Raw genomic sequence first — 17,884 nt, 5'->3', positions numbered from 1 at the left:
AGTTTTATTGTTCTCTACTGGTCGCGGGTTTCGGCGATGCCGTTCCCTGCGAAGCACATCTTCTCCAAAAAAATCTGTTAGCTGCGTCTCTGCCGTGTTGTTTTTGTTATGTCAGAGTCGTTTCGTCTTATTTTTATTAGGTTTGGCGCTTTTTATTCTTGTTATGCCATAGAGATAGCAGGAGCCGTGCCAACTTTTAAAAATCCTTTAAAATCAATTACTTGGTTTTTGTGTGGGCAACAGCCTACGGCTAATGCGACAAAATATGTTCCCGTGTTACTCGATGTGTAGTCGTGCGGTAACACATTGTCACGGCTACGCTACTCAACTGGCCCTACGCGCCTTGGCTACTCGCGACCCCGTCGGCCGACCCAGCACGTGGCTGATTTGCTCACCCGCGCGAATCAACGCCTGCAGGTCGATACCGGTGTCGATACCCAGGCCGTTGAGCAGGTACAGCACATCTTCGGTGGCGACGTTACCACTGGCGCCCTTGGCATAGGGGCAGCCACCGAGGCCCGCGATAGAGCTGTCGAACACATGGATCCCTTCCAGCAGGCTGGCGTAGATGTTCGCGATGGCCTGCCCATAGGTGTCATGGAAATGCCCGGCCAGCTTGTCCCGTGGCACCTGCGCGCCGACCACCTCGAACAATCGCCGCGTGGCCCCCGCCGTGCCGGTGCCGATGGTGTCGCCCAGGGACACCTCGTAGCAGCCCATGGCATACAACTCCCGTGCGACCGCGGCGACTTGCTCCGGCGCAATCTCGCTCTCGTAAGGGCAGCCCAGCACGCACGACACATAACCACGCACGCTGATGCCGTGCTGTTTGGCCGCGGCCATGATCGGCGCGAAACGTTCCAGGCTCTCGCTGATGGAACAGTTGATATTGCGCTGGGAAAACGCCTCGGATGCCGCCGCGAACACTGCGACCTCCTTCACCCCCGCGGCCAGCGCATCGTCAAAACCACGCAGGTTCGGCGCGAGCGCGCCGTAGGTTACGCCGGGCTTGCGCTGGATCTGCGCGAACACCTCGGCCGACCCGGCCATCTGCGGCACCCATTTGGGCGAGACAAAGCTGCCGACTTCGATATAGCTCAAGCCTGCGGCGCTTAACGCGTCCACCAGTTGGACCTTGTCGGCCACGCTGATCGGCTGGGCTTCATTCTGCAAACCGTCGCGCGGGCCGACTTCCACCAGGCGCACATGGGAGGGGAGGGACATGGCAGTTACCTTCTGATCAATGGCCAACCTGGCTCATGGTGTGGGCCAGGGCCTGGGTGCAACGCTCTTCGGCGGTGTCCAGTTCCAGTTTCATCTGTTCGATGTCCAGCAGTTGCTGCTCCAACTGCTCACGGCGCTCGGCGATCTTGCTGAGCATGCTGTTGAGCTGGATGTGGTTGCCGCTGGTGGGGTCGTAGAGTTCGATCAGTTCGCGGCATTCGGCCAGGGAAAAACCGATACGCTTGCCACGCAGGATCAGCTTGAGGCTGACCTTGTCCCGCGCCGAGTAGATGCGCTCCTGGCCCCGCCGTTCCGGGGCCAGCAGGCCTTGTTCTTCATAGAAGCGAATGGCGCGGGTGGTGATGTCGAGCTCGCGGGCGAGGTCGGAGATGCTGTAGGTGGTACTCATGGCAGTGCCCAGGAAGAAGTCTTGGGCGCTAAGCTAATGGCTGCTTGACGTTAACGTCAAGCAGGTCGCCGTCCGTAACAAGAGCGCTTGCCACAAAAAAGCCACTCAAGCCTGCTTGCCATCCAATTTCTTTTCGTGCGCCGTCACCTGCTGGCACAACTCGATCATCTGCTCGCGCATCCAGCGGTTCGCCGGGTCCTGGTCGGTGCTTTCGTGCCAGTAAAGATGGGTTTCCACCGGCGGCACGTCGTTCACCGGCAGGTTGAACCAGTGCAATTCATGACGGCGAGCGAAGCGTTCGGGCACGGTCATGACCATGTCGGTCTGCTGCAACACCTGCGACGCCATCAAATAATGCTGGGAACGCAGGGCGATCTTGCGTTGCAAGCCCATCTTGCCCAGTGCCAGGTCCACATGGCCCAAACCGTTGCGGCGGCTGGAGATATGAATGTGGGTCAGCCCCAGGTAATCATCCAGGGTCAGCTTGTCCTTGCCCGCCAGCGGGTGGCCCTTGCGCATCGCGCACACGTAGCGGTCTTCCATCAGCTTGACGTGGCGCACCTGGGGGTCGGTGTTGAGTGGCGCGTCCACGGCGAAATCCAGGCGCCCGGCAGCCAGCTCCTTGGTGGTTTCGCGGCGTTTGGACAGGAAACTCTCGATCACCACCGTGGGTGCCAGGCGGCGCAGGCGCTGGAACAGCGGCGGCAAAATCACCGCTTCGGTGAGGTCGGTCATGCTGATGCGGTAGGTCTTGGCCGCTTGCTGCGGGTTGAAGATGCGGCTTTCCTGCACCGACACCCGCAACAACGACAGCGCATTGCGCACCGGGCCGATGATGTTCTGTGCCATCGGTGTGGGCACCATGCCCTGGGCGGTGCGCACGAACAGCGGGTCGTTGAAGGTCTCGCGCAGACGCGCCAGGGCGTTGGACACCGCTGGCTGGGTGATGCCCACGATCTGCCCGGCGCGGGTCAGGTTGGCTTCGGTGTAGATCGCGTCGAAGACGATAAAGAGGTTGAGGTCGACCTTGCTCAGATTCATTTCGTTGCGCTCTTATTGTTAGGTGGTCATACGTCGATCATATATCGGTGATGAATGTTAATACACGCCGAGAATAGGCTAGGTAAATTATCAACGCTGTTCTAGCATCGATTGCATGACCTAAACAACCTCTCAGAGAAGGGAGCTGCTCATGGATTTCGCCTATTCGCCCAAGGTTCAGGAACTGCGTGAACGCGTCACTGCGTTTATGGATGCATACGTTTACCCCGCCGAGCCGGTGTTCGAACGCCAGGTCAGCGAAGGCGACCGCTGGCAGCCCACCGCGATCATGGAAGAGCTGAAAGCCAAGGCCAAAGCCGAAGGCCTGTGGAACCTGTTCCTGCCGGAATCCGAGCTGGGTGCCGGCCTGACCAACCTCGAATACGCGCCATTGGCCGAAATCATGGGCCGCTCCCTGCTGGGCCCGGAGCCGTTCAACTGCTCCGCCCCCGACACCGGCAACATGGAAGTGCTGGTGCGCTACGCCAACGAAGAGCAGAAACAACGCTGGCTGCAACCCCTGCTGCGCGGTGAGATCCGCTCGGCCTTCGCCATGACCGAACCGGACGTGGCCTCATCCGACGCCACCAACATGGCCGCCCGTGCCGAGCGCCAGGGCGACCAATGGGTGATCAACGGTAAGAAGTGGTGGACCTCCGGCGCCTGTGATCCGCGCTGCAAGATCCTGATCTTCATGGGCTTGAGCAACCCCGACGCACCGCGCCACCAGCAGCATTCGATGATCCTGGTGCCGGTGGACACCCCTGGCGTGAAGATCGTGCGCCCGCTGCCGGTATTCGGCTACGACGACGCGCCCCACGGCCACGCCGAAGTGCTGTTCGACAACGTGCGGGTTCCGTACGAAAACGTCCTGCTCGGCGAAGGTCGCGGCTTCGAAATCGCCCAAGGCCGCCTTGGCCCAGGCCGTATCCACCACTGCATGCGCTCCATTGGCATGGCCGAGCGCGCATTGGAATTGATGTGCAAACGCTCGGTCAGCCGCACCGCGTTCGGCAAGCCATTGGCGCGCCTGGGCGGCAATATCGACAAGATTGCCGACTCACGCATGGAGATCGACATGGCACGCCTGCTGACCTTGAAGGCGGCGTACATGATGGACACCGTGGGCAACAAAGTGGCGAAAAGCGAAATCGCCCAGATCAAGGTGGTGGCGCCGAACGTGGCGTTGAAGGTGATCGACCGCGCGATCCAGATCCATGGCGGTGCGGGGGTGTCCAACGACTTCCCGCTGGCCTACATGTACGCCATGCAACGCACCCTGCGCCTGGCCGATGGGCCGGATGAAGTGCACCGGGCGGCGATTGGCAAGTTCGAGATTGGCAAGTATGTGCCCCGGGAGTTGATGCGCAGCGGGCAGTAAGAAGGACCGAGTCGCCTGCATTCGCGAGCAAGCCCGCTCCCACACTTTGATTTGTGAACACATTCAAAATGTGGGAGCGGGCTTGCTCGCGAAGAGGCCAGTGTTAACAACACAAAACCAGGGTTCAGTACACCCAAACCTCCACCCGCCGATTCTTGATCCGGCCCTCATCCGCCGTATTCGCCGCCACCGGCATCTGCGCGCCAAACCCGCGAATATCCCTCAGCACCACGCCGCTCTTGACCAGCTCGCGCCGCACCGCCATGCCCCGCAACTTCGACAGCAGCGCCGCACGCTGCGGGTCATTCTTGGCATCGCCAAAGCCCACCAGGGTGACTTGGCGGTCGAGCTTGTCGTGGCCTTTGAGATACGCCACCACTCGCTGCAAATCCTGGCGTGCCTTGTTGTCCAGGCTGGCACTGCCTTCTTCGAAACGAAAGTTCACGGTCAGGCGCTGGGCTTCACGGGCGATACGTTGATAGTCCTCAGGCATCGACGGGCGCGGTTCCACGGCCATCGCCTGCACCCGCTGCGCGATAAACCCGTTGGCGGCGACAATCGCCTGGCCCTTGCTGCTCTGGCTAAAGTCGACCAGCGCCTTGGCCCACGGGTTGTGGCTGGACGGCGGCAGATAGAAAAACAGTCGGCGCGACAGTGGGTAGTCCTCGGTGGCGATCAGGCTGTTGAGCGGCAACATCGACTGCGAGTCACCATCGACAATCGCCACGGCCTTGGCCTGGCGCACATAGGGCAGGCCGATAAAGCCGATACCCTGGGGGTCCTGACTCACGGCATCGGACAGCTGTTCACTGGACTCGAAGCGTTTGGCCGACGCCGCCAGCGGTTTGCCGCGCAGGCGCAGCACCAGTTCCTTGAAGGTGTCGTAGGTGCCGGACTGGTCATCCCGCGCATATAAATGAATGGCGCCGCCGACACCGCCCAAGGCCTCCCAGGTGGTCACTTCACCGTTGAAGATCTGCGCCAGTTGCTCGGTGTTCAGGCTGGCCAACGGGTTCTGTGGGTTGAGGATGATGGCCAGGCCGTCGATGGCGATGACCTGCTCGGCGTCGGGGCTTTTCAGGTCGCCGAGGGGCTCGAGCTCGACCAGTTCGCCGTCCTTGATCGGGCGGGATGACGCGGCCAGGTCGGCGCTGGATTTTTTCAGCGCGGCAAACCCGGTGCTGGAGCCGTGGGCGGCGATCTCGATCAATACGGTTTTGCCTTGGCGATTCTTGCCCAGTACCCGCAGCTCATTGGCGCCGTCGCCGGGTTCGCTGTGCACCGCCTGCAAGCCCTGGTGCTCCATCAACCCCTTGACCAACGCCGGCCCCAGTGCCGCGCCAATGGTGTTGGAGCCCTGGATGCGCAAAGCGGGGCCTTGATCGGGAACGGGCAGGGCGGCGCACACCGCGTGGAGGGGAAACAGAGTCAGCAGGAACAGAGCGCGCAGCCGCATGCCGGCACCTTCTTGGGCCAAAGGGAGTGCCGCGAGAATAAGTCAGTAAGATTGCGTAAATATGACAGGTGTTCACAGGGCAAAAATGTGGGAGCGGGCTTGCCCGCGAAAGCGCAATGTCAGAACAATATGCACTGACGGACCCACCGCATTCGCGGGCAAGCCCGCTCCCACAGTTGATTGGTGTTGATGCTCAATAGGCGCTCGGCTGGAGATCGCCCAGGCATTGCCAATCCCCTGTGGGAGTTAGCGAGGCTGCGAAGGCGGTGGGACTGTCGGTGGAGATGTTGCCTCCACCATAGAATCTCCCACACCAGCCAGCTCCCACGGGTTGACTGGGTGCAACCTGAGATCAGCTCAATTCAAGCCAGATCGGTGCGTGATCAGACGGCTTTTCCAGCCCGCGCAATTCGTAATCCACCCCCGCATCCTTGACCCGTGACAGCAAACCATTGGACGCCATGATCACGTCAATCCGCAGCCCGCGCTTGGGCTCATCCTCGAACCCTCGGCTACGGTAGTCGAACCAGCTGAAACGATCGGCCACATCCGGGTTCAGGTGACGGAAGCTGTCCACCAGGCCCCAGTTCTTCAGGCGCGCCATCCACTCACGCTCTTCCGGCAGGAAGCTGCACTTGCCGGTTTTCAGCCAGCGCTTGGCGTTGTCCGGGCCGATGCCGATGTCGATGTCTTCCGGCGAGATGTTGATGTCGCCCATCACCACCAACGGCTGGTCATTGCTGAACTGGCTTTCCAGCAGCTGTTGCAAGTCTTCATAGAAGCGCTGCTTGGCGGGGAACTTGGTCGGGTGGTCGCGGCTTTCACCTTGTGGGAAATAGCCGTTCATGATGGTGATCGGAGTGCCGTGCTCGTCGGCGAAAGTGCCCCAGATAAAACGGCGCTGGGCGTCTTCTTCATCGCTGGCGAAACCTTTGTGCAGGCTCAATGCCGGCTTGCGCGAAAGCAGGGCCACGCCGTAGTGGCCTTTTTGGCCGTGGTAGTACACGTGATAGCCAAGAGCCTGCACTTCGGCCAGGGGGAACTGGTCGTCGTGGACCTTGGTTTCCTGCAGGCCGATCACATCCGGTTGATGCTTTTCAATCAGCGCCGCCAACTGATGTGGGCGGGCGCGCAGCCCATTGATATTGAAGGAGACGATTTTCATGGTCGGCAGTCCAGTCTGGGCAAAAGGGCGATGCTAGCCGACAAGTCGGACGGGGGCCAGCGTGGCGGTAGGATGGATGCACTGCTAATGTCTGGGAACGACTGGAGTCGCGTAGGTTCGTACCCATAAGAACGCCATCCTTTTCAATGGCGCCCAGGGAGATCAACTGTATGCCGGACACGTCCACTGCCACCGCCGAAATTCGCCTGCTCAACAGCGGCTATTCCCGCGAGGCCCGCTCCCTGTTGTACCAGGCCTATCGGCATGAGCCGACGTTCGCCTACATCTTCGAAGCCGAACGTCCCGGTTATGAACAGCGGGTACGCGCCACCGTGCGCGAACTGGTCAAGCAGCATTTTTTCCAGAAGCTTCCCGCCATCGGCCTGTTCGTCAACGACCGCCTGATCGGCATCGCACTGATCGCCCCCCCGCAGCGCCGCCTGGGGATCACCGAGAGCTGGGCCTGGCAGATCCGCATGTGGCTGAGCACCGGGGTGCGTGGCACCCGGCGTTACCTCGACTATCACCACGCGGTGCTGGCCTGTCTCCCCGGCGAGGCGGTGCATATGCTGCCGCTGTTGGGCATTCACCCGCAATTCCAGGGCAAACACTACGGCGAGCAACTGCTGGAGGCGGTGCACAATTGGTGCGCCGAAGACCCGCACTCATCCGGTGTGGTGCTGGACACTGGGAATTCTCGCTATCTGGAGTTCTATAAACGCCAGGGCTATGAGGAGATTGGTGAAGTCGCCGTAGGACCTGTGCTGGAACATGTTTTTTTCCACCCCAATCCCCAGGCGTTACATGCTGCAACGGCTTAGCGCAGAATTTTTCAGATTCATCCGAGTTCTAAGAAACTCCCAAGCTCGTGTAGCATCCGCGCCTATGAAGTTTCCAGGAAGATTTACCAGCGGCTTGATTCTGCTGTTCACAAGCTGCGGCGCGTTGGCGCAAAGCGAATTGGACGTGCGCATCAAGCCCTCAAACGACGCGTTGAAAGCCAACATCGAAGGCTACATCGGCGGGGTGGGCGATCGTGATGAAGAGGCCTTGCTGCGGTTCAGCCGTGGCGCCGAGGAGCAGGCGCGTAAAGCGGCCCAGGCCCTGGGCTTCTATCAGCCACAGATCGAGAGCGACGTGAAGGGCGGCAAGAACCCGCGCCTGATCCTCACCATCGACCCCGGCGAACCGGTGCATTTGCGCGACGTGACCATTCGGGTCGACGGCCAGGCCGCGAACCTCAAGGCATTTCGCGTGCCCGCCAGCGACGACCTCAAACCCGGCGCCGTGCTCAACCACGGCCATTACGAAGACGCCAAGCGTCTGATCCAGAACCAGGCCTCGCGCTACGGCTTTTTCAGTGGGCGCTTTACCAGCCAGAAACTCGCGGTGGACCCTAAGGCGGGTGTCGCCGACATCGAACTGATCTATGACAGCGGTCCGCGTTATACCTTGGGCCAGGTCAACTTCAAGGGCGACACGCCGTTCGACGAAGAACTGCTGCAACGCATGGTGCCGTTCAAAAGCGGCGCTCCCTACGATTCCGAACTGATCGCCGAGCTCAACCAGAACCTGCAAGCCAGCGGCTTTTTCGAAGGCGTGCGCGTGGACGCCGCGCCCGCCGCCTCGGCCAACGATGTGATTCCGGTAGCCGTGCAACTGCAGACCCGCAAGCCACGCACCATGGGCCTTGGCCTGGGTTTTTCGACCGACGTCGGCCCACGTGGCAAGGCCAACTGGACACGTCACTGGGTCAACCCCCAGGGCCACAGTTACGGCTGGGAAGCCGAATTGTCGGCTCCTCGGCAGAACGTCGGGCTGTGGTACGACATCCCGCTGGACCCGCCCCTCACCGACAAACTGCGCTTCGCCGGTGGCTATCAGAACGAAGAACTGGCCAACACCGACACCCTGAGTAAATTGCTCACCCTCGGCCCCGAATGGCACAGCAAGCTGCCCAGCGGCTGGACCCGGGTGATCTCGCTCAAATACCAGCGCGAAGAATATCGCCTGGGCAATGATTCCGGCCTCAGCAACCTGGTGATGCCGGGCATCAGCTATTCCTACCTGCGCAGCGACAACCGCATCGACCCGCACCACGGCTACCGCCTGCAATTTGATTCCAAGGTGGCCAAAGAAGGCCTGGGCTCCGACACCAACCTGCTTTACGGCACGGCCATGGTCAAAGGCCTGACCACCTTGTGGGACAACCATCGCTTCCTTGCGCGCGCCCAGGTCGGCGGCAGTGCCACCAATGGCTACAAATCGGTGCCGCCGTCGCTGCGTTTCTTTGCCGGTGGCGACCAGAGCGTGCGCGGCTACGAGTACCAGACGTTGTCCCCCGAAAACGACCGCGGCGACCGCATTGGCGGCCGCTACATGGTGGCCCTGAGCGCCGAGTATCAATATTCCATCGCCGAGAAATGGCGGATCGCAACATTTATCGACCAGGGCAACTCGTTTAATACCCTGGAAATGCCCAGCTTGAAGACCGGCGTGGGCGTCGGCATCCGTTGGGTTTCGCCGGTGGGGCCGATCCGCCTTGACCTGGCCCATGCCCTCGAAGATCCGGGCGGCGTTCGTTTGCACTTTTCCATGGGGCCTGAGTTGTGATGCGTGGTGTGAAAATAGCGGGCCTGGCCGTGGTGGCGATCCTCGCCGTGCTGTTGCTGGCCCTGTGGGCGGTACTCGGCACCCAGGCGGGCAGCCGCTGGGCCTTGGGCCGTGTGCCGGGCTTGAGCGTGGAGAATTTCCAGGGCCATCTGGGTGGTCGCTGGAGCGCCGATCACCTGTTGTGGCAACAGGACAGCAGCCGCGTCGAGCTCAAGGCGCCGACAGTGGATTGGTCGCCCGCGTGCCTGTTGCGCATGACCTTGTGTGTCAACCAACTGGACGTGGAGCAGGTCAGCCTGCAATTTCCACCCTCCACCGAGCAAAGCAGCGGGCCGATCCAATTGCCCGAGTTGAAACTGCCCGTGGCGATCCAGTTGGGCGACGTTCGTGTCGGCAGCCTGCTGTTCAACGGCAGCGAAGAACTCAAGGGCCTGCAACTGGCCGCGCACTGGACCGTCGCAGGTATGCAGATCGATTCAGTGCACCTGCAACGCGACGATTTGGTACTGGACCTGGCTGGCCTGCTGCAACCCACCGGCGATTGGCCATTGAGCGTTACCGGCAATCTGAGCCTGCCTTACGCGCCAGGCGGCGCGCCCTGGACTGTCGCGCTGAAAGTCGAGGGCGACCTGCTCAAGACCCTCAAGCTCGACGCCGACAGCAGCGGTTACCTGCCCGCCAAGCTCAACGGCGAGCTGCAACCCCTGGCGGACAACCTCCCGGCACAGGTGCAGATCACCGCCGATGGCTTCAAGCCCAGCGCCGACTTGCCCGACACCCTGCAACTCAATCAACTCGAGCTCACGGCCAAGGGCGATCTGAAAAGCGGCTACCAACTGCTGGGCAAAGCCGTACTGCCCGCGGAAAAAGGCCCGGTGGACCTGCTGCTGCAAGGCAAGGTCGACGCCAAGGGCGCGCAGATCGCCGGCCTGGACCTGACGGCAGGCGAAAAACAAAGCCTCAAGCTCACGGCCCAATTGGATTGGCAGCAAGGCTTCAGCGCCGACGCCAAGATCGATTGGCTGGACTTCCCGTGGCATCGCCTGTACCCGGTGATCGACGAACCGCAGGTGGCGTTGCGTACGTTTAACGGTGAGATTTCCTACAAGGACGGCAACTACCTCGGCAACCTCAAGGCCGACCTCGACGGTCCCGCCGGCAAGTTCAATGTGGTCACGCCGTTCAGTGGCGACCTCCAGCAAATCTTCCTACCCGAACTCAAGCTCACCGCCGGCCAAGGCAAGGCCGAAGGCCACTTGAACGTGCAGTTCGCCGACGGCATCGCCTGGGACACCGCACTCGACCTGTCGGCGCTGAACCCGGCGTACTGGGTCGCGGAACTGCCCGGCACCCTCGCCGGACCGTTGCGCAGCAAGGGCGAGTTCAAGAACGAGCAGCTCAAGCTGAACGCCGACCTTGACCTCAAGGGGCGCCTGCGTGGGCAAACCGCCGTACTCGCGGCCAAGGCCGAAGGTGCTGGCGAGCAGTGGACCCTGGCCAACCTGGACATCCGCCTGGGCGACAACCGCATCAACGGCAGCGGCAGCCTGCAACAACGCCTCGCCGGGCAGATCGACATCAAGCTGGCGCGCCTGGCCCAGCTGTGGCCGCAGTTGCGGGGGCAAATCAACGGGCGTCTCGACGTGGCCGGTAGCCTCAACGCGCCCCAAGGCAAACTCGGCCTCAAGGGTCAGCAACTGGCCTTTGCCGACAATCGCCTGCAAAGCCTGAGCCTCGACGCCACATTGGATAGCGCCCAGCGCGCGAAGATCGACCTCAAGGGCAGCGGCATCCAATCCGGTGACACCCAGGTCGGCACCCTGACCGCCAGCGCCGCAGGCGACATCAAGAACCAGAAGGTCCAACTCGACCTGGCCGGCCCGCTGGTCAAGCTGGCCCTGGCGTTGGACGGCAACCTCGACAAAGGCAACTGGCGCGGGCGCCTGGCCAGTGGCGATGTGCAAGCCGGCGGCCAGGACTGGAAGCTGCAAGCCCCGGCGAAAATCGAGCGCATGGCCGACGGCAAGTTGACCTTCGCCGCGCACTGCTGGGTGTCCGGCCCTGCCAGCCTGTGCGGTGAAGACCAGCGCCTGATGCCCGAGCCCAAGCTGCGTTATCACCTCAAGCAATTCCCCATCGACAGCCTGGCGGCGTTTCTGCCCAAGGACTTCGCCTGGCAGGGCAAGCTCAACGCCGACCTGCAACTGGACCTGCCCGACAGCGGCCCCAAGGGCGTGATCGCAGTGGATGCCGGCAGCGGCACCTTGCGCGTGAAGGACAAAGACCAGTGGTTGGACTTCCCCTACGACACCTTGAAGCTGGAAACCACCCTCAACCCCAAGCGCATCGACACCCAGCTGAACTTCCATGGCGGCAAACTCGGTGAACTGACGGTGCAGGCGCAGATCAACCCATTGCCGAAAAACAAGCCGATCACCGGCAACTTCAGCCTGGTCGGGCTGGATCTGGCGGTGGCGCGGCCGTTTGTGCCGATGGTGGAAACCCTCAGCGGCAAGCTCAACGGCAACGGACGTATCTCCGGTGGCCTGCTCGCGCCGCAGGTCAACGGCAACGTCAATCTGGTGGGGGGCGAAGTGTCCGGCCCGGAACTGCCGATCAGCCTTGAGGGCCTCAACGTGCAGGCGCTGATTGCTGGCGAGAGCGTGCAACTCAACGGTGGCTGGCGCAGTGGCAAGGCCGGGCAGGGCAGCCTCAAGGGCCGGATCGACTGGGGTCGCGCCCTGGCGGTGGACCTCAGCCTGCAAGGCTCGCAATTGCCGGTCACGGTGGAGCCTTACGCCGTGCTCGAAGTGGCGCCCGACCTGAAAATCAGCCTCAAGGATGACAAGCTGGCCATCGCCGGCAAGGTGCAGATCCCACGCGGTGACATCACCGTGCGGGAGTTGCCGCCGTCCACGGTCAAGGTCTCCGGCGACACCGTGATCATCGGCAGCCAGACCGAAGAGGGCAAACCGCCGATGGCCATGGCGATGGACATTGATGTGGCGGTGGGCGAAGACAAGCTCAACTTCTCCGGCTTTGGCCTCACCGCCAAGGTGCAGGGGCACGTGCACATCGGCGACAACCTCGACACCCGTGGCGAGCTGTGGCTCAACGATGGCCGCTACCGTGCCTATGGGCAGAAGCTCGATGTGCGTCGCGCGCGGTTGCTGTTCGCAGGCCCCTTGGATCAGCCGTACCTGGACATCGAAGCGATCCGCAAGACCGACGACATCATCGCCGGTATCCGTCTGAGCGGCAGCGCCGAGCAGCCCACCACGCAAATCTTCTCCGAGCCGGCCATGAGCCAGGAGCAGGCGTTGTCCTACTTGGTGCTGGGGCGTCCGCTGACCACCACCGGCGAAGACAACAATATGCTCGCCCAAGCCGCACTGGGGCTGGGCTTGATGGGCAGCGCCGGGGTTACGTCGGACCTGGCGAAGAACCTGGGTATCCAGGACTTTGAACTCGACACCCAAGGCAGCGGCACCACCACGGCGGTGGTGGCCAGCGGCAAGATCACCGAGAAACTCAGCCTGCGCTACGGGGTGGGGGTGTTTGAACCGGCGAGCACGATTGCGCTGCGGTATCTGTTGAGCAAGAAGGTGTACCTGGAAGTGGCGAGTGGCGTGGCCAGCTCCCTGGACATCTTCTACAAACGCGACTTTTGAGTCATACACAGTAAAAAATGTGGGAGCGGGCTTGCTCGCGAATGCGGTGGATCAGCCAATGAATCTGTTGACTGACACACCGCATTCGCGAGCAAGCCCGCTCCCACATTTAGTTATTGGTGTTCTGGAAATTGTGGAGCGCACTTCAAGTCCACCCGCTCATAGTTCAGCGCCTTGTTGCGTTCTCCCAACGCGACACCAGCTTCATGTACGAGCTGTAGCCCTTGCCGAAATCGTCCTGGGACAGGCCGAAACCCTTGATGCGCAAGCGGCAGGCGCCGGCGTAGAAATTACTGATATCGTCGGGCACCGAGCATTCCATCAGCTCGAAACAGATACGTGCCGGCAACCCCTGGTGTTCTAGCACGAACGCCAGAATGCGGTCGGGCAGGTCGTGGCTGTTGAGCAGGTGCGTGGGCAGGTTGATGGACACCGGGATGTCATAGCCTTGTTGGCGCCATACGGCTTGGGCGGCCATCGCTTGTTTGAGCACGCACCACAACAGGCGTTCTTCAAAGTGGCAGGCAATCAAGGCCGGCAGGAACACACCCGGCAGTAACAGGCCATGCTCGGGGTGAACCCAGCGCACTAACGCTTCAGCCGCAACGATGCGACCATTGCTCAGGGCTTTCTTGGGTTGGAACCAGGCTTGCAGTTCGCCGTTGACCAGGGCATTCGTCAGGCTTTGGCAATCAATGCCGGGCTGCGCCTCTGCCGGTACGACCTGACGCAGCGCCAGCAATTGATCGGTCAGGCAGCGCAAGGCGGCAGCATTCACCGGCTTGGAGATCAGCCCGATCACCTTTACTTGCAGGTTGCTCGCCACCAGGCTCGCGCCCATCAGCATGCGCCGTGAGGCGGCACTCATGATCGCCAGGGCCGGGCGCGACGGTTGTGCGGCCAGGCCCTGGATAAATTGCACGCCGTCCATACCCGGCATCAGTAGGTCGGTAAGCACCAGGTCGAAGTCACGTTGTTTCAGACACGCCAGCGCCTCTTCGCCGTCCCTGGCGCACACCAGGTCGAAATCACCCAACTCGCTGAACAGGTTCTGCAGATACAGGTGCTGAAAGGGATGGTCTTCAACGATCAAAATGCTACAGGGTTTCATGGGTAGCTCGTGCGTAGGGAGCCAGGGCAGTGAACAAGGCTCGCAGTGTGAAGGGTTTGACCAGGCAGTGATTCATGCCGGCCGCCAGGCACAAGGCATCTTCACCGCGCAGGGCGTTGGCGGTTGCGCCGATGATCGGGGTGTTGCAGCCAAGGCGCCGCAGGGCTTCGGCCAGTTCGTAGCCATTGAGCTTGGGCATGTTGACGTCAGTGAGGACGATGTCGAAGGCGCCTTCGTGCCAGCGGGACAAGGCCTCTTCGCCATCGCCGGCCAGCTCTACGGTGCAACCGAGCTCTTCAAGCTGGTCGCGCAGGATCAACTGGTTGATGACGTTGTCTTCGGCCACCAGGATATGCAGGTGCAAGGGGTGCAGGTCGCGCCGCTCGCAACGTGCCTGGGACGGTGCGGCCTGGCCGTTCTGGGCGTGGCGAACCGCCTGGTGGATTGCGTTCAGGTCGTTGAGGTTGACCTGCCAGCCATCGCCGGTGAACCGCGGTTCGTGGGCACCATCGCTGCTGGCGAATACCCGTGGGCCGTGCCAGGAGGTGTCCAGGCTGCGCTCTACCAGTTCGAGCAGTACCGCGGGTGCGGCCAGCTCGGCGCTGGACGGCGGGCCAACCTGCGCACGGGCGCCCCAGCGGCGCAGCCAGCCGCAGAGGCTGTCGGCCAGTTCGCGCACAGGCGAGAGCACATGCACCACCTCCTGTGCCAACAGCGGCAGCAGCGACGGCGCGAGGCCAGCGGGTTGCTCCAGCGGCACGGTCAGGGAAAAGCTGCTGCCCAGCCCCGGCTCGCTGACCATGCGCAGGGTGCCGTTCATCAAGTGGGTCAGGCGCAGGCAAATGGGCAGGCCGAGGCCGGTGCCGGCGATCACATGGGGGTTGCCTTCGGTCTGGTAGAACGGCTCGAAGATCAGTGCCTGGTCTTCCTGGGCGATGCCTTTGCCGGTGTCCGAAACTTGCCATTGCAGGCACGCCCGTTCGCCTTCACGGCTGAGCTTTTTGACCCGCAGTACCACGCGCCCGGAGTCGGTGAACTTGACCGCATTGCTCAGCAGGTTGTTGAGGATCTGGCGCAAGCGGCTGGCATCGCCGATCAGGCGCAGCGGCAGTTGCGGGTCGAGGCACGCATACAGCTGCAAACCCTTGCTCTGTGCGGCGGCGGCGTAACCCTGCACCACTTCCTGTACCAGGCTGGGCACACAAAACTCGCTCAACTCCAGGGCCAGTTGGCCGGCTTCGATCTTTGACACGTCGAGCACATCGCAAATCAGTTGCAGCAGCGTCGCCGAGGAACCTTCGATGGCATGCAGGTAGCTTTTCTGCTGGGCATCCAGGCGGGTGCGGGCGAGCAGTTCCAGGGTGCCGAGCACGCCATACAGCGGCGTGCGGATTTCGTGGCTCATGGTCGCCAGGAACAGTGTCTTGGCTTCGTTGGCGGCATCGGCGGATTGGCGTGCCTGTTCCAGCGCCGCTTCGATCTGGGTGCGTGCGCTGATGTCGCTGAAGGCGCAGAGCAACACGTCTTCTCCTTTGTAGCGGGTGGGCGCGCAGCTCAGGTACAGGTGGCGACCGTCGGCAGCCTCGAAGTAGTCGGTGAGGCTGGGGGCGTCGGGGTCGAAGGCACCACGAATCCAGCCCGGCCCCAAGTGCACGCCGGCTTGGCCGAGCCATTGTTGGGCGAGGGTGTTTTCCAGCACCACTTCGCCGTCCGTGCGCCGCAGCACGCACAGGGCCACCGGGGCGGTCTGGATCACATCGCGGCTGAACAGCTCGCTTTCCACCAGCGCCTGGATGCGGTGGATGGCGGGTGTGATGAAGCGGTGTTCCAGGCGGCGGGTCAGCAGGCACACCAGGCTGATGGTCAGCAGGCAGAACAGCAGGGCGCCGAGCATCTGCGGCCATAGCGCCCAAAGGACGGCACGCAGGTCGATGGAGTAGGTGAGCTGCCAGTCCGAAGACTTCAGCTGTTTGCGCAACACCAATTGCTCGGGCAGCCAGCCGTCGCCGACAAAACCGAAGAAGTCCTGCTGGCGCAGGTGCGGCAGGTGTTGCCCGGGCGGCGGGTTACGGCTGTTGCTGAATAGAGGCATACCTTGGGCGTTGAACATGGTGAACTCGCCAGCACTGTGGTCGCTCAACGCCTTGGAGACTTCACGGTCATCCATCTCCAGGCCGAGCCAGCCGGAGTTCAGGTCGCGTTCATCCAGGCGGATAAAGATATACAGCTGCGAATGTTCACCGTCTGTGTGAGTCAGCCAGAGTTCCTGCAGGGTTTTCTGCTGCTTGAGCGCATTGAGTTGCGCCAGCATGGACGCGGGAAAAGCGGCCGCCGCGGGCCCCGCATCGTACAGCCGCAGTACCTGGGCATCGGTGCCGACATACAGCAGGTTGAGCTGCTTGGCCTTCAGGAAGTCGCGCATGCGCTGGGTCAGCCGGATGCTCCATTGCTTACCCGGGATTTTGCCGAGCAACAGGCGGATTTCCTCATCGTTGACCGGCAGGTTCAATTCCGCCTTGCGTGTGGCCGACAGGCTGAGGCTTTCCAGCAGGGCTTCACGGGTGGTGAAAAAGGTATGGGCCTCGGCGATGGCGCTGCTCATGTAGCTGCGCCGCTGGGAGATTTCGTTGTTGAACGTAAACAGCAGGAAGCTGTACACGCCGCCCAGCATGCCCACCAGCAGCACCAGCGCAAAAATGCGCAACAGGCGGCGGGCGGCGTGGGGCGTGGGGCGTGGACAGGACGGGGCTGATCTGGTGGAGATAGTTCTTTAATCGCATCCCGGCACTCTAGGCGTGGCCGGGCGTAGGAAAAATCAGACGATCCTTAGTTTGCTACAGGTAGTTCACGATAAAGGTGACTTCGGTGTTGGCGCTGCCGGCCTCGACGTTGCCGGTGGGCAAGCGGTAATACGAGGCCGACAAGGGGATCTTGAAGTTGGCGCCCGTGGTGGTGAAACCGCTGAAGGTGTAGGTGGTATCAAACGCGATGGGTTGCCCGGCATCATCCATCAATTGCAGGCCGATGCCTTTGGCGGTGGAGCCGCCATTGAGCGCGACGACACCTTTTGCCGCGTCGATGACGGGGGTGGTGGCCTTGAGCGAATAGGTGACTTTATTGATACCGGTCTGGCACTGGTTCAAGCCGATGTTGAAGCGAATGGTGCGAGGGGTTGCGCCTGCATCGCGAAACTCCCAGAGCTGATAGTCGTCGCCCATGGCGACGGGGACGGAAGGGGTCTGGCAGGAGGCGGCGTTCAGCACCAGGGGGTTGGTGAGGTTGTACTTGCTGATGATCAGATCGTCAGCTTGCAAGTTGCCCAGGTTGCCGGCAGCGACCTTGACCTGTGGAGACAGCGGGCCTGACTTGACGATTTCCAGGCGTACCGAGCCTGGGGAGATGCCGTAATTGTCTGGCTTGATTGTGAAAGGTCTTCTCTCATAGCGGCTCAGTGCGTCGATCCAGATCCGGAATGAAAGCCCGGTCTTGCCGATAGGGTAGGTCGAGCCGCTGGTGACCGAGCCCAGTGCAGGGTTCATCACCAGGCCGTATTGCGAAGCGCCCGTGCATTTCCATTCGTTTCGAACCGATTGCACGGTGTCCTGGTAAATCACAGTGCCGTCGGGTGTGTCAGCGGGAACCGTCAGGCTGCCATTGGCCAGGCTCGCGCCGAAATTAAGGGTTTCGTTGGTGTTGGTGGTGACGGTGCAATTAGCCGCAAAGGCCGCTTGCGCACCCGCCAGGCTGATTGCCGCGAGGCAGGCAAGCTGTTTCAAAGAGGTCATGGAAAGGGCGCTATCGACTGGCCAAGGG

General features: G+C 61.9%; 11 protein-coding genes and 1 pseudogene. 4 read left to right on the top strand and 8 right to left on the bottom strand.

Annotated features, from left to right (window positions below; genetic code table 11):
- Positions 1-324 precede the first annotated feature (324 nt).
- The 3 genes from LIY36_RS17435 to LIY36_RS17425 form a co-directional block, all read right to left on the bottom strand.
- Positions 325-1,224 (bottom strand): hydroxymethylglutaryl-CoA lyase, encoded by a 900-nt coding sequence (locus LIY36_RS17435; RefSeq protein ID WP_226456422.1) that lies wholly within the window; start codon positions 1,222-1,224, stop codon positions 325-327.
- A 16-nt stretch (positions 1,225-1,240) separates the two neighbouring features.
- Complete coding sequence (locus LIY36_RS17430) at positions 1,241-1,633, bottom strand: MerR family transcriptional regulator (protein WP_017737716.1); 393 nt, start codon at positions 1,631-1,633, stop codon at positions 1,241-1,243.
- A 105-nt stretch (positions 1,634-1,738) separates the two neighbouring features.
- Positions 1,739-2,674 carry a LysR family transcriptional regulator gene (locus LIY36_RS17425; protein ID WP_192296618.1) on the bottom strand — a complete coding sequence of 312 codons (936 nt, stop codon included), beginning with the start codon at positions 2,672-2,674 and terminating at the stop codon, positions 1,739-1,741.
- A 151-nt stretch (positions 2,675-2,825) separates the two neighbouring features.
- On the opposite strand from LIY36_RS17425, the gene LIY36_RS17420 reads away from it, so the two are divergent.
- Positions 2,826-4,055 (top strand): acyl-CoA dehydrogenase, encoded by a 1,230-nt coding sequence (locus LIY36_RS17420; protein WP_226456421.1) that lies wholly within the window; start codon positions 2,826-2,828, stop codon positions 4,053-4,055.
- 124 nt (positions 4,056-4,179) lie between these two features.
- Here the strand turns inward: LIY36_RS17420 and LIY36_RS17415 are convergent, their stop codons facing one another.
- On the bottom strand, positions 4,180-5,511 hold the full coding sequence (locus LIY36_RS17415) for a substrate-binding domain-containing protein (RefSeq protein ID WP_226456420.1): 1,332 nt from the start codon (positions 5,509-5,511) through the stop codon (positions 4,180-4,182).
- Positions 5,512-5,863: 352 nt separating this feature from the next.
- Complete coding sequence (gene xthA / locus LIY36_RS17410) at positions 5,864-6,676, bottom strand: exodeoxyribonuclease III (protein ID WP_192296615.1); 813 nt, start codon at positions 6,674-6,676, stop codon at positions 5,864-5,866.
- Positions 6,677-6,846: 170 nt separating this feature from the next.
- Between xthA and LIY36_RS17405 the strand changes: the two genes are divergently transcribed.
- From LIY36_RS17405 to LIY36_RS17395, 3 genes are all read left to right on the top strand, one after another.
- Positions 6,847-7,497, top strand: a complete 651-nt coding sequence (locus LIY36_RS17405) for a GNAT family N-acetyltransferase (protein ID WP_192296614.1) — start codon at positions 6,847-6,849, stop codon at positions 7,495-7,497.
- Between the two features lie 64 nt (positions 7,498-7,561).
- A complete protein-coding gene (locus LIY36_RS17400) occupies positions 7,562-9,289 on the top strand; it encodes an autotransporter assembly complex protein TamA (protein ID WP_226456419.1) in 1,728 nt (575 codons plus the stop codon).
- Positions 9,289-12,960: a translocation/assembly module TamB domain-containing protein gene (locus LIY36_RS17395; RefSeq protein WP_226456418.1), complete on the top strand. Its 3,672-nt coding sequence runs from the start codon at positions 9,289-9,291 to the stop codon at positions 12,958-12,960. Before LIY36_RS17400 ends, LIY36_RS17395 begins: the two co-directional genes overlap by 1 nt.
- 166 nt (positions 12,961-13,126) lie before the next feature.
- On the opposite strand, the gene LIY36_RS17390 is transcribed toward LIY36_RS17395, so the two are convergent.
- The 3 genes and pseudogenes from LIY36_RS17390 to LIY36_RS17380 all read right to left on the bottom strand — a co-directional run bounded on the left by LIY36_RS17390 (position 13,127) and on the right by LIY36_RS17380 (position 17,856).
- Positions 13,127-14,071 (bottom strand): EAL domain-containing response regulator, encoded by a 945-nt coding sequence (locus LIY36_RS17390; protein ID WP_442962219.1) that lies wholly within the window; start codon positions 14,069-14,071, stop codon positions 13,127-13,129.
- A pseudogene (locus LIY36_RS17385) lies at positions 14,058-16,851 on the bottom strand (ATP-binding protein). The gene LIY36_RS17390 and the pseudogene LIY36_RS17385 overlap by 14 nt, the downstream one beginning before the upstream one ends.
- Positions 16,852-16,905: 54 nt before the next feature.
- Positions 16,906-17,856: a fimbrial protein gene (locus LIY36_RS17380; RefSeq protein ID WP_226456417.1), complete on the bottom strand. Its 951-nt coding sequence runs from the start codon at positions 17,854-17,856 to the stop codon at positions 16,906-16,908.
- Positions 17,857-17,884: the final 28 nt, after the last annotated feature.

The organism is Pseudomonas sp. AF03-9, assembly GCF_020515815.1.
Lineage (GTDB): Bacteria > Pseudomonadota > Gammaproteobacteria > Pseudomonadales > Pseudomonadaceae > Aquipseudomonas.
The sequence above is the reverse complement of the archived record's forward strand: the minus strand, read 5'-3'. Positions and strand labels throughout refer to the sequence as shown.